Source organism: Krasilnikovia sp. MM14-A1259 (assembly GCF_047159535.1).
In the GTDB taxonomy this organism is placed as follows: Bacteria; Actinomycetota; Actinomycetes; order Mycobacteriales; family Micromonosporaceae; genus Actinoplanes.
This window is the reverse complement of sequence record NZ_BAAGAJ010000002.1, coordinates 3,781,123-3,805,026: the sequence shown is the minus strand read 5'-3', so window position 1 is coordinate 3,805,026 and position 23,904 is coordinate 3,781,123. Positions and strand designations below refer to the sequence as shown.

Here is a 23,904-nt window from a genome sequence, read left to right as displayed (position 1 = left end):
GTGGCTGCGTATGGCTCGGGCTGGGTGGCGGCGTCGGCGGATCGACCAGAGCAGGGGGCCGTTGTGGCGGCAGCGCGGAAGGCGTGGGCCACCGGTGAGCGGTGAATCAGGTTCTTCCATGTGCAGATTCATCGTTCGCGGCCGCGGACCCGGTGGGTGAGCGGCGCCTCTCCGGACCTCGATGCCGTTGTCGGCGTCGTCGTCGCTTGGCTGCAGGGAGAGAGTGCGTCGGACGTGAGCACCAAATTCCCCTTCGTCAAGGCCGGGGAATTGGCCGACATCAACGATGATGAGGGTCTCATCAACGCACAGTGGCAGTCGTTGCTGGTTGATGAGTACGCGCTCGATGAGCGAGCTCTGGTCGAGGCCGCGTACGGGAATGAGCACGCCCGCAGCCTCTTCCCGATGCTGAGTCACGGCGCGCTGCGCCTCAGCACCGACCTGGGATGCCCCGGCGGTCGGGTGATGCGAATCGTTCCCCTCCGGCATGGCGGTTGCCGGATCGAGGATGAGGACGGCCCCGTGCTGGCCACCCTCGATTCCCTGGACGGCCTCAGTTCCCTGTCCGTCATCGCGGACTGGTTGAACGACTGACAAGGGGCCATTCGACTCTCCGAGGGCCGGTGGTTGGCCCCTCGGCCCTCGGAGAGTGCGTCAGACCGCGGACAGCGCGGCCCGCTTGAACCAGTCGACCGTCTCGCCGAGGCCGAGCTCCAGCGGGATCGGCGACGCTGCAGGGAACAGCCGCATCAGCTGGGTCGCGTCGGCCTGGGAATGCGGGATGTCGCCTTGCCGGGGCGGCCGGAACTCCAGGTCGAGTTCGCGCCCCACGAGTTTCGAAAGCATGTCGACCAGATCCAGAATGGACACCCGGCTGCCGAACGCCAGATTGACCGGCGTGGGTGACGAGGCGCGCCGGACCGCCGCGTCGGCGAGCACCCGTGCGACGGAACCGACGTACGTGAAGTCCCGCGTCTGCGTGCCGTCACCCTCGATGGTCAGCGGCCGGCCCTTGAGCGCCGCGTCGACGAACGCCGGGATCACCGCAGCGTACGCATGGTCCGGCGCCTGCAGCGGACCGTAGACGTTGAAGAACCGGAACGCCACGGCCGGGATGCCGAACGTGATGGCGTACGACAACGTGAACGCCTCGGCAGCCAGTTTGCTCGCCGCGTACGGGCTGACCGGCCTGGTCGGCAGCGACTCGTGCGTGGGCACCGGGGCGGCCGGGCCGTACACCGACGCGGACGACGCGAAGACGATCGGGACGGAGTTCGTCCGGCACGCCTCCAGAACGGTCATCGTGCCCGTGGTGTTGGCCTCGTAGCTGCGGACCGGATCGGCGATGGACCGCGGAACCGAGGGCAGCGCGGCGAGATGCACCACGGCGTCGGCCCCGGTCACCGCCCGGTTCATCACGTCGGAGTCCGTCACGCTGCCGACGACCAGCTCAACGTCGAGGTCCTCGACGTTGCCGGCGTTGCCGGTGCTGAGGTCGTCGACGACGACGATGCGGGAGACTCCCGGGTACGTGGTGAGCACGCGGCAGAGGTTCGCGCCGATGAATCCGGCTCCGCCGGTGACGACTATCTTCAACCTGGTCCCCTTCCGTGGGGCATCGTTGGAGAACGGTGCACATGTGTGGTGGCGCGCGCTCAGAGCTTGCGGAGCATGCGTACGGACTCACAGAGAAAACTGAAATCGCCGGGCGGCGGAACGGCGGCGGTGCAAGTGATTCGCTCGACGCCGATCAGGCGCGCGCACGCCCGCACGCCCGGAGCGGGCTCGGGTTGTTCGCTGCGCAGTGTGCGTCCGACCAGCCTGACCTTCGACGTGTCGCCGGTGCTCAGACGCAGGGTCAGGTCACCGAAGCCGTACGCGTCGTGGTGCGCGCGGAACGAGGGCCAGTCGGTCGCCCGGGCCGGTCCGCTGTCGCTGCCGGCGCCCGCGGGCAGTTCGTACCAGCCGGTCGTGGTGGTCAGCGTGAAGCCCATGCGCCCGTACAGCGACAGCGCGGCCGAGTTGTCGGCTATCACGTCCAGGCCGAGCTCGGTGAGGCCCAGGGAGTCGGCGATGCGCAGTCCGTCCGCGACCAGTTCGCGTCCGACCCCGGTGCCGCGGTGGCGCTCCGACACGGTCAGCCCGTTGAGGAACAGCCGGTCCGGCAGGATGCGCCAGTCCGCCGCCCCGACCAGGTGCGAGTCGCGCACCGCCATGCGGACCAGCAGCGTACGCATCGGCGCGGGTGGCCGCGTCGCGGCCCGCAGGAAACCGGCGTACTTCGGCGACGAGTACGGGACGAGCCCGACGATGGACTTGTGCACCGAGTCGGCGAGGAACCGTGCGGCTGCCTCCGTGCGCGCAGTGTCGTCCGGGTCGAGGTCGATGATGGTGGTGTGGTTGGTCAACGTCCCTGACGCTCCATGTCGAGATCGGCGAGAACAGCGTTGGTGTCGACGGAGACGCCGGAGCCCAGGAATGCCCGCCAGCCGGTGGAGATGAGAATGGCGAGGTCCATCCGGAACGACCAGTCGCGGACGTACCGGACGTCCATGTTCAGCCGTGCGTCCCATCCGAGGTTGTTGCGGCCGCTGACCTGCGCCAGGCCGGTGATTCCCGGGCGTGCTGCGAACCGGAGCCGTTCCGTGTCCGTGTACCAGGGGTCATAGCGGGGTAGCAGCGGCCGTGGTCCGACGAGGCTCATCTCCCCGCGAATGACGTTGATCATCTGCGGGAGTTCGTCGAGGCTCGTCTTGCGCAGAATGCGCCCGACGGCGGTGAGCCGTTCGGCGTCGGTCAGCGGGATGCCGTGGGCGTCGTGGGATGACCCCATGGTGCGCAGCTTCAGCAATCGGAACTTCCGCTCCGACAGGCCGGTCCGTTCCTGCGTGAACAGGATCGGGCGTCCCATGGTCAGCAGCACGGCGGCCATGGCGAGCAGGACGAGTGGGCTGGTGAGAACGATCAGGATCGAGGCGATGCCGATATCGGTCAGCCGCTTCGCGAGCGACTTGTCAACCTTCCGTGCTAGCAACTGTCAGCTCCGTGGAACGAGTGGGATTGGTGCCGGGCGCACTCTCGACGGGTGCCCGGTAAGCGGGGAAGAAGCCGCCGTTCGGTGCTGAGCCCGAACGCCGGGAGTGTTCGTCGACCAGCGCGTCGTACCGGTCGCGGCGGCCGATCATCCGGGCGGCGCGGAAGCTTCGGACGCCACGCGGATCGAACGAGCGCTTGTACCGGAAGATCCCGTCACCGCGCTGGTAGCCGCCGCCGAGCACGAAACCGGTCCGGCCGGTGCGTTGCCCGTGCAGCGACACCTCGTGCTTCAGCAGGTCGTTCGGCGACATGGGGAACGCGTCCTCGTGCGTGCCGCCGAGGAACGAGTACAGGTAGTCGTCGCTTTCCAGGACGAGTTCGACGCTGACCACGCGCCCGTCGCCGTCGTGCACCCAGAAGACGCTGTAGTTGCCGGTCAGGGACTCGGCCAGCTGCGCGAAGAAGTCCCGGTCGAAGTGGTACCAGGCCGCGGCGTCACGCCGGTGCATCGTCGCGGCGTACACCTCGACGAACGCGTCGACGTCCGGCATCCGGTCGTCGCGCCGTACGGTGCAGCCGGCGCGCAGCGCCTTCTTGACGTTCTTGCGGACCTTGTGTTCGTAGCCGCGCCAGATCTCCTCCTCGTCGCGGCGCAGGTCGACGACCACGTTGTCGGCGACATCCGCCACGGTGGTTCCGGGCGCGCCGGACACCTCCACGTCCAGGGAGAGCCGCAGGAACGCGGAACACAGGCCCTCGCGGGCGAGCCACGCTTCGACGTCGGCGAGAACGGAGTCGGCGCAGACGTCGCCGCGGCGGAACGGGCCGCCGTAGCCGTACGGTGAAACGGCGTCGTAGAGGGAGGTCGCGGCCGGTATCGGCCGGAGGATGACCGGCACCAGGGCGAACCCGTTGTCGCGTTCGGTCACGAGTGCCACCGGGCGTTCGCCGGGCTGGGCGAACAGCTCGCCGTACGCGGGATGCGCGAACGGCTCCCGCCCACACTCCTGCCACAGTCGCAGCCACCGGTGCCGGTCGGCCACGGATTCCAAGACCTGCATGCGCTCACTTCCGGGGGGTCGGGAGGGTCTGCTTGCTCGTCGCTCAGCGGGACGCCGGCCGGGCCAGGAAGCCCGCCACCGCGTCGAAGATCCGGTGCACCTGGACGTCGCGGATCGCGGAGCCGCTGGGCAGGCTCAGCCCGTGCTCGAACAGCCGCTGCGCGACCCCGCTGAGGACGGTGTGCGCGCCGGAGAACACGGGCTGCAGGTGCATGGGCTTGAAGAGCGGCCGCGTCTCGATGTCCGCGGCAGTGAGGTGGGCGGCCAGGTCCGCCGCGGTCCACCCGGTTCGGTACGGGTCGACGACGATGCTGGTGAGCCAGCAGTTCGCGTCGGGGTCGTCCGCCCCGAGCAGCCGCACGCCGTCGGTGGCGGCGAACAGCTTGGCGTACCCGTCGCGCAGGATGCGGCGCCGGGCGATCATGTCGTCGAGCCGGTGCAGCTGCGCACGTCCGAGCGCGGCGAGCAGGTTGCTCAGCCGGTAGTTGTAGCCGACGTCGAGATGCTCGTAGTGGGCGACCGGTTGCCGCGCCTGAGTGGACAGATACCGGCACCGGTCGGCCAGGTCCTGGTCGTCGGACAGCAGCATGCCGCCACCCGACGTAGTCATGATCTTGTTGCCGTTGAACGACAACACCGCAGCGCGCCCGAATGAACCGGCCGGGCGACCACGATAGGTGGAACCGAGCGCTTCGGCAGCGTCCTCGATGACCTGCACCCCGTACCGGTCGCACAATGGCAGCAGCTCGTCGTAGTCGGCGCAGCGGCCGTACAGATCGACGGGAAGGACGGCGGCCGGCCGGCGCCCGGTGCGGGAAAGTTCGGTGCACAGGTTCGCGAACAGCTCCGGGTCCAGGTTGCCGGTGTTCGGGTCGACGTCCACGAACACGGCTTCCGCCCCGGTGTACGAGACGGCGTTGGCGGTGGCGGCGAAGGTCAGGGTGGGCACTGCGACGAGGTCACCGGGGCCGACCCCGAGTGTCATCAGCGCGAGATGCAGTGCCGCCGTACCCGAACTGGTCGCGACCGCGTGGGCCCTCCCGCAGCGTTCGGCGATCTCCCGCTCGAACGCGGTCACCGCCGGGCCGGTCGGGGCCACCCAGCCGGAACGCAACGCCTCGACGAGGTACGTCTCCTCCAGGGCGCCGACATCGGGAGGGGACAGCGAGATCTGATCGGTCAACGTGACGCATCCTTTCGGGGCGCGTTGGCCCGGTGTCCGGGGCCGCGGTGCGGGGCGGCCGACCAAGGGGCGTGCAACAGCACGCCGGAGTAGAGGGAGACCAAGTTGGACGAATCCGAGTTCACGGTTCTGTTCGTCTGCCACGCCAACCTGTGCCGGTCTCCGCTGGCGGAACGCCTGGCCCGGCGTGCGCTGGACGACGCGTTCGGTGCGGCGGGCGGGGAGGTGCGGGTGGCCAGCGCGGGCACCCACGCGTACGCGGGGTCCGCGATGCACCGGGGCAGCGCCACGGTGCTGGCCGAGTGCGGCATCGACGCGGGCGGCTTCGCCAGCCGGCCGTTGCAGTCCTCGATGGTGACCGAGGCGGATCTGGTCCTGACCGCCGCACGGGAGCAGCGCGCGGCGTGTGTGTCGCTGGCCCCGGGCGCGCTGGGCCGCACGTTCACGTTCCGGCAGTTCGCGCGCCTGGTCGCTGCGGTGCCGCCGGCCGACGACCTGATGTCCGGCCCGCTGCCGAAGCGGCTGCGGACGCTGGTGGACCGGGTGCAGGCCACACGGCATCTCGTGCCCGCCGTACCGGCCGCCGACGATGATCTGCCCGACCCGGTCAACCGGCCGGTCGAGGCGTTCCGCGACTGCGCGGCGGAGATCTGGCAGTCGTTCGGCACGATCGTGGCCGCCGTCGCCGAGCCCTGACGTCGAAGGTCCGACGTCACCGTTTGATCCGGAGAGTGGACATCGACATCGGGCCGTCGAAGCGACCCGCCTGCGACGGGTGGTTGTGGGGCAGCCGGATCTCGGTGGTGGGTGCGTCCGCGGCGGATCGGCTGTGCCGGGCCGGGCGGGCCGGTGCCCGTCCTGTCACCGGGATGGCCGCGGGCAGCGCCTGCTGCGGCGGCGCGGGCAGTTTGCCGAGATTGCGCTTGGCCGGGGTGACCGGTCCGAGCTGCGGGACCGCGGCGGCCAGGTCGTCGTCGGACGCGCCGTAGCCGTAGTACGCGTACGCGCCGCCGCCCTTCTTTGGCGCCATGTTGAGGACGCAGCCGAGCAGCCGGGCGCCGACCGCGGTGAGCGCGCCGGCCGCGGATCCCGCCTGCGCCACGGTCGTCTTGGCGTGCCGGGTGACCAGAATGCACCCGTCGGCAAGCGTGGCCATGACCGCGGCGTCGGTCACCGGCAACAGCGGCGGCGTGTCGATGATGACGACGTCGAACGCGCTGCCGAGGCTGGTCAGCAGATCTGCCATGTTGCCGGAGCCGAGCAGCTCGCTCGGGTTCGGCGGGACGTACCCGCTGGGCAGTACCCACAGACCGCTGCCGCCCCACGCCTGGACCACGTCGCGGACGTTCGCCTGACCGGCCAGCACGTTGGTGAGGCCGACCGCCCCTTCGAGGTCGAGGTACTGGGCGAGCCGGGGGCGACGCAGGTCCGCGTCGATCAGCAGGACCCGTTTGCCCGCCTCGGCGAAGGCGATGCCGAGGTTGCATACCGTGCTGGACTTGCCCTCGCCCGGCAGTGCACTGCTGACCACCAGGCTGCGTAGCGGGCGGTCCACGTTGACGAACTGCAGATTCGTCCGGAGCTGCCGCAGCGCCTCGGCCCGCGTGGACTGGGCACTGCCCTCTGTGATGAGCGGGGACTTCTCCGCCTTGCCGTCGAACGGGACGACGCTGAGCATCGGTGCGGATGCCGCCTTGTTCAGTACCTCCGGAGTGCGGATCGTCGTGTCGAGCGACTCCCGCAACGCGGCGATCCCGACGCCGACGAGGACACCGAGCGCGATCGCGAGGAGGACATTGCGCTGGGGCTGCGGGGAGACCGGACTGTCGGCCAGCTTGGGCTCCGCGATGATCCGTACGCCGACCGTTGCGATCTTGGCGCCCGGCGGGGTCTCCAGCCCTTCGATCAGCAGGGGAAACTGCACCGCAAGTGTCTGGGCGAGCTGCAGGGCGCGTACCCGGTCCTCGTCGGTGACCGTCGCCGCGACCAGAACGGTGTCAGGCACGACCTGTGCGCTGATCTCCCCCTGCACGGCTTCCGCGGACAGGTTCGTCGCGCCGGAATCCACGATGGCCTGTGCGAGCCGATTGCTGGTCAGTACGTCGACGTACGATTTGACGCGCTGCTGGGCGAACTGGCCACCTTGGAAGGCCTGGGTCACCTCTTCGCCGCGGGTGCTGACGAAGAACGTGACCGACGCCGCATACTTGGGCGGCGTGAGCATCGTGACCGTGATGGCGACACCGACGGCGACGGCGGTCGTCCCCACCACCAGCCACCAACGCTTGCGGATCGCGCGCAGATAGTCGCGCAGGTCCATTAAGGTCCTCCTCGTTATGTACGTCCCCGCATCCGCCATTCGGTCAGCCCGGACTGACCGAACTGCGCATGTGTGTCGCTTGGCTTTGCGCGTTGTCCCTGTCGAGCCCGTCGCGCAGCAGGGCTCAGCGGGTTCAACGCCCCATAGCGCTTTTAATGATGGTCTGTGGCGCAAAAACTCCGATGGATGTCTGAAAATCACCCAGAAGAGGACGCATGAAATTCCCGGCGATCTTTCAGGGGTACAAAAACCCAGCTCAAAAGCTTCGTACCATTGGTCCTTGCTTGATCGATGCGAGTGCTTGGGGTTTTGGACTGCTGGCCGCAATCCTCGCGCGATACGACCTAGATCCTTCGGCGTCACCCATGTTGGCCATCTCGGTCGCTATCGCCTGCGCCATTACTTTGCAAACCGCAATCGGACACCAGCAGTACCTTTATCGCGGCCGTTATGGCTTCGGCACCTTCGAAGAGGTGCGTGCGGTGTCCACGACCGTTCTCTCGGTGGTCGTGGTCCTTTCCTTGGTCGACCTTCTGGTGCCCGGCCGGCCTTTGCCGCTGAGCGCCCCGTTGCTCGGTGGCCCGGTCGCGCTCGTGATGATGCTCGGCGTGCGCTACCTGCGCCGCCTGCAGAACGAGCGGCGGCTGCGGCCCGACGCCACGCAGGCCGCCCCGGTCCTGTTGTTCGGTGCCGGATCCGCCGGGCAGCGCCTGCTGCGTTCCCTGCTGCAGGACCCCAGTAGCCAGTACGTCCCGGTCGGACTGCTCGACGACGACCCGGCGAAACGCCACCTGCACGTCAGTGGCGTGCCCGTCCTCGGCGCCCGGGAGAACATCCCGGACGCACTGACCAGGACGGGCGCCCGGACACTCATCTTCGCGGTGGCCAACGCCGACGCGTCGCTCATCCGGCACATCCGCGGCCTCACGCTGGGCGCCGGGGCCATGTTCAAGGTCGTACCGTCGGTCAGCGAACTGCTGGACGGGCGGGTCCGCGCGTCCGACGTGCGGGACGTGAAGGTGAGCGACCTGCTGGGCCGCCACCAGATCGACACCGACCTGGAGGCGATCGCGGGCTACCTCAAGGGCAAGCGGGTACTGGTCACCGGCGCGGGCGGCTCGATCGGCTCGGAACTGTGCCGGCAACTCGACCGCTTCGAACCGGCCCAGCTCATGATGCTGGACCGCGACGAGTCCGCGTTGCACGCGGTGCAGTTGTCGCTGCACGGCCGGGCGCTGCTGGACAGCCCCGACCTGATCCTCGCGGATCTACGCGACACCGAACGGATCAAAACCCTGTTCGCCGAGCGCCGCCCCGAGGTCGTCTTCCACGCCGCGGCCCTCAAACACCTGCCGCTGCTGGAATCCCATCCGGGCGAGGCGGTCAAGAGCAACGTCTGGGGCACCCAGACCGTGCTGGAGGCCGCCGCCGCGGCGGGCGTCGACCGGTTCGTCAACATCTCCACCGACAAGGCCGCGAACCCGAGCAGCGTGCTGGGCTATTCGAAACGCATCACGGAACGGCTGACCGCCCACGCCAGCACCACCGCCGACGGCACGTTCCTCAGTGTCCGGTTCGGCAACGTGCTGGGCAGTCGCGGATCCGTGCTGACCGCGTTCGCGGCGCAGATCGCCGCGGGCGGGCCGATCACCGTCACCGACCCGGACGTCACCCGCTACTTCATGACCGTTCAGGAAGCGGTGCAGCTCGTCATCCAGGCTGCCGCCATCGGTCGCGACGGCGAAGCGCTCGTCCTCGAAATGGGCCAGCCGGTCCGCATCGCCCAGGTCGCCAAGCAGATGGCCGAACAGGCCGACGGGCCGGTGGAGATCGTGTTCACCGGTCTGCGGCCGGGCGAGAAGCTGCACGAGGAACTGTTCGGCGAGGGTGAGGCGGACGCCCGCCCGCTGCACCCGCTGATCTCGCACGTCGCGGTGCCACCGCTCGATCCCGCCGACGTACGGGTGCTCACCCCGCACGCGGAGGCCGACCAGATCGTCAAGGAACTTGCGGTGCTGTGTGACGCCGACGAAGCCCTGGCCGAGGCGGCCGCGGGAGCGGGGCAGCACATCGCCCGTCAGACGTCCCGTCCACCGACCGAACTGGCCCGATCGTCATGAGAACCGCACGACCCCCCGCCTAGAGGTTCGACTCCCTGTACCACAGCTCGTTCTCCTCGTCGCCGATCCGGGATCGTCCCGCGGACGCCGAGGACCCCCCGTGCGTCCCGCACTTCGCGACCACGCAGCGCGCCGTGTGGGCTCTCCCCGGATATGGCGGTCCCATGCTTCAGTTCCTGGACGGCGAAGTGCCGTCGCCGGCCGATCCGGTTCCCGCCATCGCGTGCCCGCTGCCGGGCACCAGCCTGGCCGCGTTCGGCGAACGGACCGCCCTGGTCACCGAGGACGGGGAGATCACGTACCGGAAGCTCGCCGAGCGGGTCGAACGGGCCGCCGCCGAACTGGGCGACCGCCGCCGTCTGGTGCTGGTCACGGGCACGAACTCCGTCGACGCGGTGGTGGGCTACCTGGGAGCCCTGGTGGGGGGCCACGCCGTGATGCTGACCGCGGACCACGACGCGGTGATCGGCTCGCTGACCGACGCGTACGACCCCGATGTGGTCTGCCGCCCGCAGCACGGCCGGTGGAGCTGCGTCGAGCGCCGGACCGGCTCGGTCCACGACCTGCACCCGGATCTGGCGCTGCTGCTCACCACGTCCGGCTCCACCGGCTCACCGAAACTGGTCCGGCTGTCCCACGACAATCTGCGCGCCAACGCCCAGTCGATCGCGGACTACCTGGACATCCGGCCGACCGATCGGGCCGCCACCAGCCTGCCGCTGCACTACTGCTACGGCCTGTCCGTGCTGCACAGCCACCTGGTGCGCGGCGCCGGACTCATCCTGACCGGCCGGTCCGTTGCGGACCTCGCCTTCTGGGAGCTGTTCCGCCGGGCGCGGGGGACCAGCCTGGCCGGAGTGCCGTACACGTTCACCCTGCTGGACCGGGTCGGCTTCGACACCATGGACCTGCCGGACCTGCGATATGTCACGCAGGCGGGCGGGCGGATGGCGCCGGACCAGGTCCGGCGCTTCGCCGAGCTCGGCCGCCGTCGTGGCTTCCAGCTCTTCATCATGTACGGGCAGACCGAGGCGACCGCGCGGATGGCGTACCTCCCGCCGGAGCGGGCGCTGACCAGCCCGGGAGCCATCGGCGTACCGGTGCCGGGCGGCGCGCTGCGGCTCGCCCCGGTCGACGACGCCCCCACCGGCGTCGGCGAGCTGGTCTACAACGGTCTCAACGTGATGCTCGGGTACGCCGAAACCCCCGCCGACCTGAGCCTGGGCCGTACCGTCGGCGAGCTGTTCACCGGCGACCTGGCCCGGCAGAACGAGGACGGCCTGTTCGAGATCGTCGGACGCCGCAACCGGTTCGCGAAGGTGTTCGGGCTGCGTATCGGCCTGCAGCGGGTGGAGGCCGGCCTGGAGGCGCACGGCGTGCAGGCGTGCTGCGTGGCCATCGACGACGCGCTGGTCGTCGCGGTCGAGGGCGCCGAGGACCGGGAGGACCTGCCGCGGTTGATCGCGGCCAGGTGCGGCCTGCCGGTCCGGGCCGTGCGCGTGGTGCCGATGCCCGAGCTGCCGCGGCAGGCGCCGGGAAAGGTCGACGTTCAGGCCGTCGCGGCCGCCGCCGCGGTCGCGGTGGAAGCGACAGAGCCCCCCGCTGACACATCCACCATGGACCTGCGTGCCTTATTCGCCGAGGTGCTGGACCGCGCGGACGTCACGGACGACGACTCGTTCGTGAGCCTGGGCGGCGATTCCCTGTCGTACGTCGAGATGTCCGTGCGCCTGGAGCAACTGCTGGGCCCGCTGCCGCAGGACTGGCAGGACAAGCCGATCCGGTGGCTTCGGGCGAGGACGGCGCCCGTACGTCGGCGCCGGGTGCGCACCCTCGACAGCAGCGTCGCCGTACGCGCGGTGGCGATCGTCCTGGTCGTCATTTCGCACATCGGCATCTCGTCGTTCCACGGCAGCGCCCACCTGCTGCTCGTGGTGGCGGGCTTCAACTTCGGCCGGTTCCATGTCACCAACGCCCCGCGGCGGCTCCGGATACGCCACATCGCGGCGTCTGTGGCCCGGATCGCCATTCCCTCGTCGATCTTCCTGGCCTTCGTCGTGCCGAACGACTCGCGCTACAACTGGTACCACGTCGTCCTGCTCGACGAGGCGTTCGGACCGCGCACCGGCCAGGGCGGGGAGTATTGGTTCGTCGAGACCCTGGTCTACACGATGTTGGCGATGCTGGCGCTGCTGTCGGTCCCGCTCGTCGACCGGTGGGAACGGCGGTTGCCGTTCCTGCTGCCGATCGGCCTGCTCGCGGTCGCGCTGACGACCCGGTTCCACCTGGTCGAAATCTCGCTCGTGACCCACTTCTCCACCCCGACACTGCTGTTCTGGTATTTCGCGCTGGGCTGGGTGGTGGCGAAGGCCCGCGCGCCGTGGCAGCGGGTGGTCGTGACCGCGCTCGGCATCGTGCCGATCTGTGGATTCTTCGACCCGTCACGGCACAACATGATCATTCTGGTGGGCTTCCTGCTGCTGATCTGGCTCCCGAACCTGCCGAGCCTGCCGGTGCTGAACCGCCTCGCGGCGACGCTGGCGAGCGCGTCGCTCTACATCTACCTGACCCACTGGGTGGTCTATCCGCACCTGCGGATCTACTCCCCGTGGCTCGCCCTCGTGGTAGCTCTGGTGGCCGGGGTTCTGTATCACCACGGGGTGGACTGGACCACGCGTACGGTCCGGGAGCAGGTGTCTCTGCGTCTGCCATCCGTGCGTGCGCGGTGGCAGGCCTTGGCGACGCGCTTTCCCCGCAGAATGCCGGCCGACCAGGTCGGCATGGGCTGATACAGGCGTCCTGGGCGGATCCGGGCGGTTACCGAGTCCAGCCACTCCGATCAGGCCGGACCCGTCAGGTTGCGGCAACGATTCGCGGAACCTTTTCGCCGCTCCGCGGGCGCCGCATTCGACTCATCGACGACGTCGACGTGAGGGCTGCGAGCTATTGGGGAGGAACGCGCTCGATCATCAGGATCGACGGTGAAGGATTCACGCCGGATTCCACAAAGGGTCTTGACGAATTCTCCCACCTCGAGATCATTTTCCGGTTCCATCTCACCGACCCGAACGACCTCAACCTCGGTGCCCGACGCCCCCGGGACAATCCGGACTGGCCAGAAGTCGGGATCTTCGGTCACCGCAACATGCGCCGCATCAACTGGCTCGGTGTTTCCCGTTGCCGCCTGTTGCGAGTCGACGGCCTGGATCTTCATGTGGAGGAACTGGACGCGGTCGACGGCACGCCTGTGCTGGACATCAAGCCGTGGTTCGCGGAGTTCGGCCCCCGCGGCGACCTTCATCAGCCGGCATGGACGACGGAGATGCTGCCGGAGTACTTCTCCTATCCGGGGCAGTAGCAAGCTGAGGTGTGGCGAGCGTCATCGCCGGCCGAGCCGGAACGCCGACCTATGCTCCGAAGACGTCCATTAGGGAGGTACGAGCATGAGCGGACCCACCGTCGAGCAGCTCGCCGATGTCGCCGAGCGGACCGGCAGGCTGATCGCCGGCATCACGCCGGATCAGTGGCGCGACCCGACCCCGTGCGTCGAGTGGGACGTCCGCGCCCTGGTCGCCCACGTCGTCGGCGGCAACGCGGTCTTCGCCGCTGCTCTGTCCGGCGAGACCGTCCAGCCGGACGGCTACCCCGACAGTGTCGCTCCGCTGCTCGCCGCGTTCGGTGCCGCGGGGGCGCTGGAGCGGGTCGTCGACGTCCCGTTCGGCACCGTGCCGGCCACGGTGGCGCTGCATCTGCGGCTGGCCGACCTGATGGTGCACGGCTGGGATCTGGCTCGCGCCACCGGGCAGCACGCTGAGTATCCCGATGACGTCGTGGAACAGGCGCTGGAGTTCAGCCGTTCCGCGCTGCCCCTGGTGCGCTCGGACCGAAGCCCGTTCGCGCCGTCGCAGGCGGTCGACGACGACGCCCCCGCCCTGGACCGGCTCGCTGCCTTCCTGGGCCGCAAGGTCAGCTGAGTGGCAGTGCCGCGCGGCGAAAGAGGCTTGAATGAATAGCCTCTTTCGCCGCGGCGCGCGCCCGAAGGGCTGACCACCCACCCGGCGATGCCCCGGAAGACTGGGCGGCGTGACGAACCCATCGGGTCCGAACTGGAGCAGGCCGCCCGGGAACAACGGCTGGTCCCAGCTCGCCACCAGTCAGAAGGTCGGCGTGGTGGCGGCCGTCGTGCTGCTGATCCTGTTCTGTGGCCTGCTGGCCGCGGGCACGTTGCGATACTGAGCGGCGTTCCGATGCGAAAGAGGCTTAAGGCAGTCGAATCTTTCGCAGGCGGGCTCCGCCCGATCGGCCGATCTCCGGGCGCAAGCGGGCGCTCAAACTGACTCAGTGACGAACCAGACGCTCCCGCACCCAGGCCGCCAATCGGGCACGGCGCCCAGCCGCTGGGCCGAGCTGACGCCGCGGCAGCGGGCCGGGCTGGTCGTCACCGTGGTGCTGCTGCCCTGCCTCGGCGGTGCCGGGGTCTTCGGCGCGGTGGCCGGTCTCTCCACGGTGAGCAGCGGCGAGCCGGCCCCGTCGGCGCGGCGCTTCGCCGAGGCGCCACCCGCCGACGAGGCGGCCGTACCGGAAGCACGGGCCAGCCGGACACCCGCGCCCGTGCAACGCACCCGGACGGTCACGGTGACCCGACGGATCCCGTACGCCACGCGGGTTGTCCGCGACAAGTCGCTGCCGAAAGGCAAGCGGGTGGTCCGGGCCCGCGGTGTGCCCGGGGTGCGCGCGCTGACGTTCCAAGTGACTGTCGGCCGTCCGGGTAAACGGAAGCTGATCCGCAGTGCCGTGATCCGCCGCCCGGTGACCCGCGTGATCGTCGTCGGCGCCGGGACGCCGTGCGATCTGACAAAGGTGCGGATCACCGGCTTCGTCATGCCTAAGGTGTTCCGATGACAACGGTCTTCGGCGAGGTCGCTGCGCTCTACGACGACATCCGGCCGGGATATCCCGGCGCACTGCTCGACACGATCGTCGCCTGTCACGGCGGCGTTCCCGCCTCCGTCGTGGACCTCGGCGCGGGCACGGGCAAGGCGACCGAGCTGCTGTTGCGCCTGGGCGCGCCGATCACCTGCGTCGAACCGGATCCACGCATGGCCACCGTGCTGGCGGCCAGGTTCCCGCAGGTCCGCGTCGAGACGACCGCATTCGAGTGCTGGACGCCACCGCCCGGAGGGGTCGACCTGCTCGCGTGCGCGACCGCATGGCACTGGATGGATCCGCAGACCCGCGCCCGGTCGGCGCGCGACGCGCTCGCTCCGGGCGGCACGGTGGCGATCTTCCACAACCGTTTCGAGTATGCGGACCCGGCCGCCCGCCAGGCGATCGACGACGTGTACCGGGCCGTGGAGGGTCGATCCGCGCCCGGGCGGCCGGTGCGTTTCGCCCACGACGACCTCGTGAGCAGTGGACTGTTCGACGACGTGCGGGCCGCGGAGTGGCACCGGTATCCGGAGTTCACCACGGCGCAGTATCTGCAGCTCACTCAGACGTTCGCGCCGTTCCGGCAGCATCCGGAGCCGCGGCGCGAGGCGATCCTGAGCGGGCTGAGCGTCGCGCTCGACGGGCTGGGCGGACGGATCACGATGGACATCCGGACCGCGCTGGCGATCGGCCGCCGCCCGCGCTGAATTCCCGTCAGCGCGGGGACTGGGCCCGGACCCGCTGGGCGGGCCCCAGCTTGTACGTCTTGCTGTAGAGCAGCTCGTCGGGCACGAAGTGGCGGCCGGACTGCCCCGGCGACGGCTGGTCCTCGGGGTCCGATACCAGTGCGGGCTGCGCGGAGCGGTACAGGCGCGCGACCGGCGCGGCACGGTGCGGCGGGCGTGCGGGTGAGGCGGCCGGCCGCCGTACTGCCCGGCCGCCGGCGCGCAGGCGCGCGTACGCGGCGGTGGCGATGCAGGTGGCCGAGGCGATGAAACCCAGTCCGATCAGGAGGTCGGAGGTGGAGAGATCCATGACCTCCAACGTAACGGAACACGCTCGGTGAATGACCCTCCGTGCCGACCGGGGTCCGCGGCGGCCGTCCGGGATACCGTGCACCTTCGGGCGACCCGCTTCGGAGGATGCATTCTGCCGGGCAGGCCTGTCCGGCGCCGCGCCGCGCGGGCGTACGCCCACGCCGTGACGGGTAACGCCCGTCCTGTGCGTCACTCCGGGAAGTTGCCGGCGAGATTCGCCAGGATGCCGGGCCAGCCGTTGCCCATGCCCTTGAGCGCGGTGGAGTCGGGGGCGAACCCGGCGTGCTCCAGGAACAGCCGGGTCCCCGCACCCTCCGGCTCCAGCCGCCACGTGATCGTGGTGTCGAGGACGCCCTCGGCGAACGTATACCGCAGCATCCGCTCCGGATCCACCGTGACGATCTCGCACTGCTGCATGCCCCACGCGCCCATGTCGAGCGTGAACCGGTGGCCGACCACGGGCTTGATGTCGCCCTGGGCCCACCAGCGGGCCAGCAGCTCCGGCTCGGTCAGTGCCCGCCACACGGCGGCAGGCGGCCGGGCGATGAACTGGTCACACTCGATGCTGGTCACGGATTCTCCTCTTCGACGACGTCGCGCAGGGCGGCCAGGCGGTCCCGCCAGTACCGCTCGAACGGGTGCAGCCAGTCGCGGACGCCCGCGAGCGGTTCTGCGGCCAGGTGGTAAAACCGGTGCCGCCCGCGGGGCTCCTCGCGGACCAGTCCCGCGTGGCGCAGCACGGCAAGATGCTCCGAGACCGCGGGGCGGCTCAGCGCGAACCGCCCGGCCAGTTCGCCCGCCGGCCGCGGGCCCTCGCGCAGGGCGTCGAGCAACTGCCGGCGTACGGGATTGGCCAGCGCGGCGAACACGTCGGGATCGGGCACGCCCACCATGATGCGTCGGGAATCTCCGACACGTCAAGGGCGGGTCACAGTGGTACGGCGTCCAGCACCTTGCGCGCCTCGTCGTCCAGGCGCACCCCGGTCACCGCCATGTTCTCCTCCAGGTGCGTCTGCGACGACGTACCCGGAATCAGCAGCACGTTGGGCGCCAGGTCGAGCAGCCACGCGAGCGCCACCTGCGACGGCGTCGCGCCCAGCCGCTCCGCGGTGTCCTCCACCCCCGGATGCGTGAGCAGCCGGTTCGCCTCGCCGAACGCCGACCCGAGCGGGAAGAACGGCACGAACGCGATGCCCAGCTGCTCACACTCGCGCAGCACCGGCACCGACCCGCGCTCCAGCAGATTGAGCGGGTTCTGCACACAGACGATCTCGGTGCGCTGCACCGCATGCACCAACTGCTCGACGGAGACGTTGCTGAGCCCGATCCCCGAGATCAGGCCGTCGTCCCGGATCGCGATCATCGCTTCCAGCTGCTCGTCGAACTCCTGCCCGTCGTCCATCAGCCGCAGATTCACCACGTCCAGCCGGTCCACCCGCAGCGTGCGCAGGTTGTCCTGCACCCCGGCCCGGAGCTGATCCGGCGCCAGCGCCGGCAGCCACCGGCCCTCGGTATCGCGGACCGCGCCGACCTTGGACACCAGAGCCAGTCCCTCCGGGTACGGGTACAGCGCCTCCCGGATCAGTTCGTTGACCACCTGCGGGCCGTAGTACTGCGCCGTGTCGATGTGATCGGCGCCCAGCTCGACGGCGCGGCGCAGGACGGCCACCGCCGCATCCCGGTCACGAGGCGGCCCGAACGCGCCCGGACCCGCAAGCTGCATCGCCCCGTACCCGACGCGGTGAACCGACCGGGCACCCAGTGGGAATGAATCCGTCATGCCGGTAACCCTACGGCGATTCCGGGCATCGCGACCCTTCCTCCGACGACCCTGCCGGTGTGATGCCGGGGGGTTCGGGCTCGTGCGAGGAGCCGTTCGGGCTCACCCGGTCCAGCGGAGAAAGCGATCGAACAGTTCCCCGGCCGGCTCGGGCGGGAGGTCCCCGATGGCTACTTCCATGCGGGTCCACATGTTGATCCGCAGAGCAGTCGGGGACAGCTCGGCGGCTAGTCGCTCTCGGGCCGGGTTGCACGGCCACGGATCACCGCAGACGCGGCAATCCCAGGTCGGCCGTTCCTCGATGTGTTCGGCCATCGTTGCCTCCTCCGCCGCCGACCCCACCGGGCGCCCGGGGATCAGTTCCGGCCGAGCGCCCGAGGGATGCCAAATGATTATCAGACTACTTGGCCGAATATCGGTCAATAAGGTTGGCCAAAGTGACGGATGTCAAGGTGGGCCTATCGACTGACCAGGCACGATGGCCAAATGGCGGACCTGGAGGCGGCGGTACGAAAGCTCCGTGTGGCGCAGGCGGGAGTGCCCCGTGCGGAGGAACGGGCCGCCCGGATCGTCGCGGAAGCCCGAGGCCGGGTCGAACAGGCGCGCGCCGATCTGGCCGAGGCCATCCGGGCCGCCGACCGGGACGGGATGCGCCAGGTCGACATCGTGGTGGCGACCGGTTACTCGCGGGAGCGTATTCGTCAGATCGTCCGCGACGACCAGAGCTGATCCATCCATCTCGTCAGGAGTGGCAGTCTCTGGACATGGCACGTGACGTGGTGCTGTTGAACGGTCTGCCCGGCTCCGGCAAGAGCACGCTGGGACCGGAACTGGCGGCCGGGCTGGGCGCGGAGTTCCTCGGCAAGGACCGGATCAAAGAGGCGCTGGCCGACGCGATCACGGTGGTGCCGCCCGCACTCGGCGCGGTGGCGATGGAAACCGTGTGGGCGCTGTCCGCATGCATTCCTGGCCCGGTGGTCGTGGACTCGTGGTGGTTCCGGCCGCGCGACCTGGACCACGCTCGCGCCGGGCTGCTCCGCGCCCAGGCAACGACCGCCGTCGAGGTCTGGTGCGACGTGCCCCCCGACGTCGCCCGCGCCCGGTACGCGGCCCGCCGCCGGGCGGCCGTACACGGCGACGCCGATCGGATCGCGACGGACTGGGCCGACTGGGCCGCGCGGGCCGAGCCGCTCGCGCTCGGTCCGGTGGTCCAGGTGGACACCAGCCGCCCCGTCGACGTGCTCGCGCTGTGCGCGCAGGTCCGGGACGCGATCGGAAGCCGCGGCCGCTGAACCCGCCACGTAGGTCTTCATGGAAGTCGATGCAATGCCGTAGCATGCGGCAGATTCGCGGACCTTGTTCGGGGGATGACTCGTGCGTGCTGCAACCTCCATCCTGGCCACTGTCGTACTCGTCGGGGGCCTGACCACGCCGGCCGTAGCGGCCGATGCGGACCCGGTGCGGCTGGACGTCGGCCTCGCCGCAGGCGCTGATCCGCACGAGGTGGTTGCGACGCTGGGCGGACGCGTGGTTGCCACCCACGCGGTTCCCGGCCTCGATGCCATCACCGTCGATGTTGCCGCGGACCAGGCTGACGCGGCAGTCGACCAGCTCCGCGCCGCCACCGGCGTGCGCTACGCCGAACGCGGCGCCCGCGTCGGGGCGGACACCGTCGACCACGTGGAGTACGGACTGGTGCGGATGGAGATTCCGCAGGCGTGGACGTGGACTTTCGGCGGCGCCGGGGTCACCGTGGCGGTCGTCGACACCGGCGTCAGCCCGAACGCGGACCTCGGCGCCGACCGGCTGGCTCCCGGGTACGACTTCGTCGACATGGACAACGATCCGGTGGACCGCGACGGGCACGGCACGATGGTTGCCAACGTCATCGGCGCCGACCCGACCAACGGCGTCGGATTCGCCGGTGTCTGCGGCCGCTGCCGGGTGATGCCGGTCCGCGCGGTGAGCGGCCGCGAGGGCACGAGCGCCGATGTTGCCGCGGGCATCGCCTGGGCGGCCGATCACGGTGCTCAGGTGATCAACGTCTCGCTGAGCGCCCCGGCGGAGAGCCACCTGCTGAGCGATGCGGTCGAGCACGCGGCGGGCAAGGGCTCGCTCGTCGTGGCCTCGGCGGGCAACGAGGACTCGACCGCGCGGCGGTATCCGGCCGCGTTCGGGCCGGTCCTCGCGGTCGGCGAGGACGGGACGGCGGCGAAGAACACCGCAGCGGATCAGTGGGTCGACGTCACGGCCCCCAGCGGCTACCAGCCGCTGGGCCGCAACGGCGGTCCGTCCCTCATCCGCGGCGCCTCCGGCGCCACCGCCGCCGCGGCCGGGGTCGCGGCCCTGGCTTTCGCGATGAAGCCGACGGCCTCCGCCGACGAGGTACGCCAGGTTATCCAGCGCGACGCGGAGCGGCCCCGCCAGTACGGGTACGACGCACCGATGATCAACGCGGCCCACGTGGTGTACGACCTCGGGGGCACCGACACCGTCGCACCGACCGTCACCAGGACGGGCCTGGCCGAGAACGAGTTCGTCCCGATCCGCGGTGTGGGCGTGATCCCGGCGGCAACCGACGATCACGGGGTCGAACGCCTTGAGGTGCTCGTCGACGGGCATCCCCCGCGGGTGGTGCCCCACCCCGGCACGCAGATCACCATTCCTCCCCCGCCCGGCCGCAGCGGCCCGTTCTCCGTGACCGTCCGGGCGTACGACTATGCGGGGAACGTCGGGGAGCAGACCACGATCGCGCGGGCGGACACGGTCGCGCCCAGCGGCACGATCGTCTCGCCGCCGCTCGGTACGGTGGTGCATGACCCGACGATCGATGTGACCGTCGAATCGCCGGACAACGATCTGCAGTACGTCGGGACCTACTCCGACGGCGGTGCCTTCACGCGGGTCGCCGGCACGAACCGGTGGCAGGCCAGAATCCCGGTCGACCCGCACACCGGCGAAATCCGGCTGTTGCTCGAGGACAATGCCGGGAACCGGACGAACCTCACCCGCCAGGTGGCGTTCGACAACGATCCACCGGCCGGAGGCACTGTCACTCCGGCGGCCGGGGCGACGGTGCACGGAACGTTCACCAGCACGCTGACCGGCGTCACCGACGCGAGTGGGATGGTCAAGGCCGAACTGTGGGCCAACGGCACCTACGTGGGCAACCTGACGAGCGCACCGTACGCGCCGTACGCCCTGGACGTCAGGACCGGCTCGTATTCCGGGAATCTCAACCTGACCTGGCGGGTCACCGACGGTTTCGGTCAGTCGCGGACGCTGGCGGGGCAGACCGTGGTCGCGGACAATACGGGGCCGTCGGTGTCGATCACGAAGGCGCCGAAGAACAAGGCGAAGGTGAAGGGCACGGTCACGGTCACCGCGAAGGCGTCGGACCCCAGTGGTGTCGCCCGGGTCGAGCTCCTGGTCAACGGAAAGGTGGTCGTGAAGGACACCACCTCCGGGTACGTGCTGCGGCTCAACACGGCCAAGGTGGCGAGGACGATGAAGGTGCAGGTCCGGGCGTACGACAAGCTCGGCAACGTGAAGTCGACCGGCACTCTCACCTGGTACCGCAAGTAGCGCCGGGGTGAGGCGGCGGGCAGCATCGCGCCCGCCGCCTCACTCTGCTACGGCGTGACCGTGCCGGTCAGCGCCGCCACCGGGACCGGGTCACCGAGCCCGCGGGGCAGCAGCCCCGCCGTGAACGCGACGTGCTCGTCCGACTCGTGCGCGCCGTCCTTCACGGTCGGCACGGTGAACTCGCTCGTCGTCGTGCCGGGTTCGAGCACCACGTACGGCAGGAGCTGCGTGCCGGACAGCGGTCGTGACGGCGCCGGCTCCTCACCCGAGTTGGCCGTGAACCATTCCGCGGCCACGTCCGTGGTGGACAGTTCCGCCCCGCCCGCCGGGGGCTTCGGCACGAACTGCAGGTACAGGGCGCTGTCGGCCGGGGCGGACGACGTGACCTTCCAGGACAGCGTGCCGCCCTCGGCCACCTTGTCGACCTTCGGCGCCACCGTGATCTTCGGCTGCGGGTCGTCGTCGCGGACCGTCAGGGTGCCCGCGTACCCGCCGACCACCAGCCCGTGCACGGCCTTGGCGTTCAGGGCGTACTCGTGGTCCTCGCCGTACCGGGTGTTGCCGTCGACCTTGACCGGCACCCGGAGGCCGTGGGTGGCGGGGTTGATCTTCGCCACCCACGACGTCGGCTGGAACGTCCGCATGTCGGTGAGGAACAGGCGCACCGAGCCCGGCCCGTGCCCGGATACCCGCACCGGGATCGTGTACGTCCGCGAACCCTTGTCACCCTCCTTCACCGTCAGCGACCCGAGGTCGATGCGCGGCAGCGCCGCCGGACGCGGCGCGGGCGAACCCGGCCGCCACGCCCACGCGTCCACCAGCCACGCCGCGCCGGAACCCCGCGCCGGCGTCAGGTGCAGCGCGGCGACGTCGTGCACTCCCGCCGGGACCGCGACCCGGACCTCCCGGCCCCAGTACGCGGCCGAGTAGTCAGAGCCGGGCAGCCCGTCCACGGTGACCGTGCCCAGTTCCGTACGCTTGCCGGCCCGGTCGGTCACCGCCACCGCGAACGGTGCGCCCGTGGTGTTCGGCGGCACGACCAGCCGCAGCGCGAGTTGCGTGGCGGCGTCGAGCGCGACCGGGCGGGCGGGCCGGACGGTCGCCTCCCGGCCCGGCGCGGGCCAGTCCAGCCGCACCGCGTACCGGCCGGCTTCGGGCACCACGAACGGCACGAAGTGCGGTGACGTGGACGTGACGGTCTGCGGGTCGAGGCAGGCGTCCGCGGCGACGTCGGTCGACTCCGCGCACACGCGGGCGGCGCCGCTGACCTTCGCCGACTCGTCCGGCACCAGCACCGGCGTGCGGGCGCCGCCGAGCGCGTGGCTGAGCACCCGGGCAGGGTCGGCCGAGGGTGCCCGTACGCCGGTGCCGTCGAGCAGCGGCCGGGCCCGGTCGTCGCCGGCCAGGAACAGGCGTGCCGCGGCGGCGAGGTAGGTCGCCCCGACGGTCTGCTCCTGCGCCGAGGTCAGCCGGGTCGGCTTGCCCGCCGAGCACAACGGGTCGTCCTCGTTGGCGTAGTCGTCCCAGGCGGGGGCGACTGCCTGACCCGGGGTCCACTCCGTGTTGAAGAAGTTGTGGTTGGCGCCGACGACGTACAGGGCGCTGTGCAGGGCCTGGCCGTTGCCCACCCCGCGGGTGGCGTCCACGTACATCTGGCCCTGCAGGTCGGAGACGTCGCCGTCGCAGCCGGGCAGGATCGTGGCCGACGGCACGTCCGGTGCCGGGTTGTGGCCGAAGATGGTCGGGCCGATGAGCAGCGTCCCGCGGATCGTCCAGCGCACCTTGCCGTGGTATCCGTCGCGGTCGGCCGGGGGCGGGCTGAGGCTGTCCATCGCGGCCCGGTTCACGCCCTCGCCGCCGCGGGAGTGACCCATCAGCAGCACCTTGGACAGGTCGGCGGGCGGCGCGGACCGCACGATCGCCGGGGCATGACCGCGGCCGCTACCCGCCCAGTCGGCCCAGTGCGCCAGGTGCAGCCGGACCAGGGATGATCGGGCCTGCGCGCCACCGTCGGCGGCCGCGTAGTCCTGGCCGTTGATGCCGTTGGCGGAGATGGACACGGTCACGTACCCCTGCGAGGCGAGCAACTGCTGTGCCTGCAGGTAGCCGCGGTGGCTGGGGATCGGTTCGGTGCCCGGCGGGCACGGCCAGTCGCCGCTGACCAGGTCCGGGTCCGCGCCGTGGAAGCAGGTGGAGTGCCGCCCGTGCAGCAGCAGCGCGAGCGGACGGCGGCCGGGGGCGCTGCGCGGCGCCACCACCACCGCCCGCATCTCCACCTTCTCCTTGAAGTCGGGCAGCTTCACGCCGGGCAGGTCGTACTCGCCGGTGACTGTCGCGTACGGACCCGGGCGGCCCGGGTCCACCGCGGCGGCCGGGTCCAGGGGCACCTGCCGCGGGGGCGGGGCGCCGCGCTCGCGCAACCGGGCCGCGGGCGCGCCCGGATCCAGCCGGCGGCCTCCCGCTCGGGCCTGCAAGCCGTCCAGGCGTGGCACGGCACCGACGTCGAGGGAGAACGTACGGTCGTCCTTCCCCGCCCGGGGCCGCCCCAGCAGCCGGTCACCGGAGTAGAACTCGACGGCGGCGTCGCCCATCGGCACCCGTTGCGGTGCCTGCCAGGTCAGCCTGCCGTCCTCGAAGGACCATCCGGTGGGCATTCGTGTTGCCGCCGCAGGCGGGGCGGCCGGATCCGCCCATGCCTGCGCCCCCGTGCCGAGTACCAGCCCTGCCGCCAAACCGGCAGCTACGATCGATTTCCGCATCATCGCCTCTCTTCTCGACACACGCCCACGTGTGTACCCGAGGCGGGCAAACCGGTCGACGCCGCCCCTCTCGGGGCGCTCCCCCCAGGACGTC

24 protein-coding genes are annotated in these 23,904 nt (G+C 70.5%); 12 read left to right on the top strand and 12 right to left on the bottom strand.

Annotated elements, in window-relative coordinates; all coding sequences use genetic code 11:
• The first annotated feature begins 156 nt into the window (after window positions 1–156).
• Window positions 157–594, top strand: coding sequence for a DUF6193 family natural product biosynthesis protein (locus ACMCNK_RS17005; protein ID WP_412737382.1), 438 nt, complete (start codon window positions 157–159; stop codon window positions 592–594).
• Between the two features lie 60 nt (window positions 595–654).
• On the opposite strand, the gene ACMCNK_RS17000 is transcribed toward ACMCNK_RS17005, so the two are convergent.
• Genes ACMCNK_RS17000 through ACMCNK_RS16980 form a run of 5 tightly spaced genes read right to left on the bottom strand, consistent with a single transcriptional unit; the run spans window position 655 to window position 5,280 of the window.
• Complete coding sequence (locus tag ACMCNK_RS17000; protein WP_412737381.1) at window positions 655–1,596, bottom strand: NAD-dependent epimerase/dehydratase family protein; 942 nt, start codon at window positions 1,594–1,596, stop codon at window positions 655–657.
• Window positions 1,597–1,655: 59 nt separating this feature from the next.
• Window positions 1,656–2,408 carry a GNAT family N-acetyltransferase gene (locus ACMCNK_RS16995; RefSeq protein WP_412737380.1) on the bottom strand — a complete coding sequence of 251 codons (753 nt, stop codon included), beginning with the start codon at window positions 2,406–2,408 and terminating at the stop codon, window positions 1,656–1,658.
• The gene (locus tag ACMCNK_RS16990; RefSeq protein WP_412737379.1) at window positions 2,405–3,034 is read right to left on the bottom strand and encodes a sugar transferase; all 630 of its coding nucleotides are present in this window, start codon (window positions 3,032–3,034) and stop codon (window positions 2,405–2,407) included. The genes ACMCNK_RS16995 and ACMCNK_RS16990 overlap by 4 nt, the downstream gene beginning before the upstream one ends.
• Window positions 3,015–4,097: a GNAT family N-acetyltransferase gene (locus ACMCNK_RS16985; protein ID WP_412737378.1), complete on the bottom strand. Its 1,083-nt coding sequence runs from the start codon at window positions 4,095–4,097 to the stop codon at window positions 3,015–3,017. Before ACMCNK_RS16985 ends, ACMCNK_RS16990 begins: the two co-directional genes overlap by 20 nt.
• 43 nt (window positions 4,098–4,140) lie before the next feature.
• Window positions 4,141–5,280: a DegT/DnrJ/EryC1/StrS family aminotransferase gene (locus ACMCNK_RS16980; RefSeq protein WP_412737377.1), complete on the bottom strand. Its 1,140-nt coding sequence runs from the start codon at window positions 5,278–5,280 to the stop codon at window positions 4,141–4,143.
• 105 nt (window positions 5,281–5,385) lie between these two features.
• On the opposite strand from ACMCNK_RS16980, the gene ACMCNK_RS16975 reads away from it, so the two are divergent.
• Entirely contained in the window at window positions 5,386–5,976 is a 591-nt protein-coding gene (locus ACMCNK_RS16975) for a low molecular weight phosphatase family protein (RefSeq protein ID WP_412737376.1), read from the top strand.
• Window positions 5,977–5,992: 16 nt separating this feature from the next.
• Here ACMCNK_RS16975 and ACMCNK_RS16970 read toward each other — a convergent pair whose 3' ends face one another.
• On the bottom strand, window positions 5,993–7,600 hold the full coding sequence (locus tag ACMCNK_RS16970) for a polysaccharide biosynthesis tyrosine autokinase (RefSeq protein WP_412737375.1): 1,608 nt from the start codon (window positions 7,598–7,600) through the stop codon (window positions 5,993–5,995).
• Between the two features lie 482 nt (window positions 7,601–8,082).
• On the opposite strand from ACMCNK_RS16970, the gene ACMCNK_RS16965 reads away from it, so the two are divergent.
• The 7 genes from ACMCNK_RS16965 to ACMCNK_RS16935 all read left to right on the top strand — a co-directional run bounded on the left by ACMCNK_RS16965 (window position 8,083) and on the right by ACMCNK_RS16935 (window position 15,356).
• Entirely contained in the window at window positions 8,083–9,720 is a 1,638-nt protein-coding gene (locus ACMCNK_RS16965; protein ID WP_412737374.1) for a polysaccharide biosynthesis protein, read from the top strand.
• Window positions 9,721–9,884: 164 nt separating this feature from the next.
• Window positions 9,885–12,509, top strand: a complete 2,625-nt coding sequence (locus ACMCNK_RS16960) for an AMP-binding protein (protein WP_412737373.1) — start codon at window positions 9,885–9,887, stop codon at window positions 12,507–12,509.
• A gap of 140 nt (window positions 12,510–12,649) precedes the next feature.
• Window positions 12,650–13,078: an SAM-dependent methyltransferase gene (locus ACMCNK_RS16955; protein WP_412737372.1), complete on the top strand. Its 429-nt coding sequence runs from the start codon at window positions 12,650–12,652 to the stop codon at window positions 13,076–13,078.
• Between the two features lie 85 nt (window positions 13,079–13,163).
• Window positions 13,164–13,694 (top strand): TIGR03086 family metal-binding protein, encoded by a 531-nt coding sequence (locus ACMCNK_RS16950; protein ID WP_412737371.1) that lies wholly within the window; start codon window positions 13,164–13,166, stop codon window positions 13,692–13,694.
• Between the two features lie 109 nt (window positions 13,695–13,803).
• Window positions 13,804–13,956, top strand: coding sequence for a hypothetical protein (locus tag ACMCNK_RS16945; protein WP_412737370.1), 153 nt, complete (start codon window positions 13,804–13,806; stop codon window positions 13,954–13,956).
• A gap of 105 nt (window positions 13,957–14,061) precedes the next feature.
• Entirely contained in the window at window positions 14,062–14,622 is a 561-nt protein-coding gene (locus tag ACMCNK_RS16940) for a G5 domain-containing protein (protein WP_412737369.1), read from the top strand.
• Window positions 14,619–15,356: a class I SAM-dependent methyltransferase gene (locus tag ACMCNK_RS16935; protein ID WP_412737368.1), complete on the top strand. Its 738-nt coding sequence runs from the start codon at window positions 14,619–14,621 to the stop codon at window positions 15,354–15,356. The genes ACMCNK_RS16940 and ACMCNK_RS16935 overlap by 4 nt, the downstream gene beginning before the upstream one ends.
• A 7-nt stretch (window positions 15,357–15,363) precedes the next feature.
• Here ACMCNK_RS16935 and ACMCNK_RS16930 read toward each other — a convergent pair whose 3' ends face one another.
• The 5 genes from ACMCNK_RS16930 to ACMCNK_RS16910 form a co-directional block, all read right to left on the bottom strand.
• Entirely contained in the window at window positions 15,364–15,684 is a 321-nt protein-coding gene (locus tag ACMCNK_RS16930; protein ID WP_412737367.1) for a hypothetical protein, read from the bottom strand.
• 191 nt (window positions 15,685–15,875) lie between these two features.
• Window positions 15,876–16,259: an SRPBCC family protein gene (locus tag ACMCNK_RS16925; RefSeq protein ID WP_412737366.1), complete on the bottom strand. Its 384-nt coding sequence runs from the start codon at window positions 16,257–16,259 to the stop codon at window positions 15,876–15,878.
• Window positions 16,256–16,570, bottom strand: a complete 315-nt coding sequence (locus ACMCNK_RS16920) for an ArsR/SmtB family transcription factor (RefSeq protein ID WP_412737365.1) — start codon at window positions 16,568–16,570, stop codon at window positions 16,256–16,258. The genes ACMCNK_RS16925 and ACMCNK_RS16920 overlap by 4 nt, the downstream gene beginning before the upstream one ends.
• Before the next feature lie 44 nt (window positions 16,571–16,614).
• Window positions 16,615–17,466 (bottom strand): oxidoreductase, encoded by an 852-nt coding sequence (locus ACMCNK_RS16915; protein ID WP_412737364.1) that lies wholly within the window; start codon window positions 17,464–17,466, stop codon window positions 16,615–16,617.
• A gap of 102 nt (window positions 17,467–17,568) precedes the next feature.
• A complete protein-coding gene (locus ACMCNK_RS16910; RefSeq protein WP_412737363.1) occupies window positions 17,569–17,781 on the bottom strand; it encodes a hypothetical protein in 213 nt (70 codons plus the stop codon).
• Between the two features lie 171 nt (window positions 17,782–17,952).
• Here ACMCNK_RS16910 and ACMCNK_RS16905 point away from each other — a divergent pair, with 171 nt between their 5' ends.
• The 3 genes from ACMCNK_RS16905 (at window position 17,953) to ACMCNK_RS16895 (ending at window position 21,051) form a co-directional block, all read left to right on the top strand.
• A complete protein-coding gene (locus ACMCNK_RS16905; RefSeq protein WP_412737362.1) occupies window positions 17,953–18,195 on the top strand; it encodes a hypothetical protein in 243 nt (80 codons plus the stop codon).
• A gap of 35 nt (window positions 18,196–18,230) precedes the next feature.
• Window positions 18,231–18,758: an AAA family ATPase gene (locus tag ACMCNK_RS16900; protein WP_412737361.1), complete on the top strand. Its 528-nt coding sequence runs from the start codon at window positions 18,231–18,233 to the stop codon at window positions 18,756–18,758.
• A gap of 82 nt (window positions 18,759–18,840) precedes the next feature.
• Entirely contained in the window at window positions 18,841–21,051 is a 2,211-nt protein-coding gene (locus ACMCNK_RS16895; RefSeq protein ID WP_412737360.1) for a S8 family serine peptidase, read from the top strand.
• A 47-nt stretch (window positions 21,052–21,098) separates the two neighbouring features.
• Here ACMCNK_RS16895 and ACMCNK_RS16890 read toward each other — a convergent pair whose 3' ends face one another.
• Complete coding sequence (locus ACMCNK_RS16890) at window positions 21,099–23,705, bottom strand: hypothetical protein (protein WP_412737359.1); 2,607 nt, start codon at window positions 23,703–23,705, stop codon at window positions 21,099–21,101.
• Window positions 23,706–23,904: the final 199 nt, after the last annotated feature.

What these genes read in the sequence shown, in the direction of transcription:
- ACMCNK_RS16900 (WP_412737361.1), top strand. Translation starts at nt 18,231, where the DNA reads ATGGCACGTGACGTGGTGCTGTTGAACGGTCTGCCCGGCTCCGGCAAG.
- ACMCNK_RS16935 (WP_412737368.1), top strand. Translation starts at nt 14,619, where the DNA reads ATGACAACGGTCTTCGGCGAGGTCGCTGCGCTCTACGACGACATCCGG.
- ACMCNK_RS16970 (WP_412737375.1), bottom strand. Translation starts at nt 7,600, where the DNA reads ATGGACCTGCGCGACTATCTGCGCGCGATCCGCAAGCGTTGGTGGCTG.
- ACMCNK_RS16910 (WP_412737363.1), bottom strand. Translation starts at nt 17,781, where the DNA reads ATGGCCGAACACATCGAGGAACGGCCGACCTGGGATTGCCGCGTCTGC.
- ACMCNK_RS16905 (WP_412737362.1), top strand. Translation starts at nt 17,953, where the DNA reads ATGGCGGACCTGGAGGCGGCGGTACGAAAGCTCCGTGTGGCGCAGGCG.
- ACMCNK_RS16890 (WP_412737359.1), bottom strand. Translation starts at nt 23,705, where the DNA reads ATGCCCACCGGATGGTCCTTCGAGGACGGCAGGCTGACCTGGCAGGCA.
- ACMCNK_RS16960 (WP_412737373.1), top strand. Translation starts at nt 9,885, where the DNA reads ATGCTTCAGTTCCTGGACGGCGAAGTGCCGTCGCCGGCCGATCCGGTT.
- ACMCNK_RS16930 (WP_412737367.1), bottom strand. Translation starts at nt 15,684, where the DNA reads ATGGATCTCTCCACCTCCGACCTCCTGATCGGACTGGGTTTCATCGCC.
- ACMCNK_RS16915 (WP_412737364.1), bottom strand. Translation starts at nt 17,466, where the DNA reads ATGACGGATTCATTCCCACTGGGTGCCCGGTCGGTTCACCGCGTCGGG.
- ACMCNK_RS16985 (WP_412737378.1), bottom strand. Translation starts at nt 4,097, where the DNA reads ATGCAGGTCTTGGAATCCGTGGCCGACCGGCACCGGTGGCTGCGACTG.
- ACMCNK_RS16950 (WP_412737371.1), top strand. Translation starts at nt 13,164, where the DNA reads ATGAGCGGACCCACCGTCGAGCAGCTCGCCGATGTCGCCGAGCGGACC.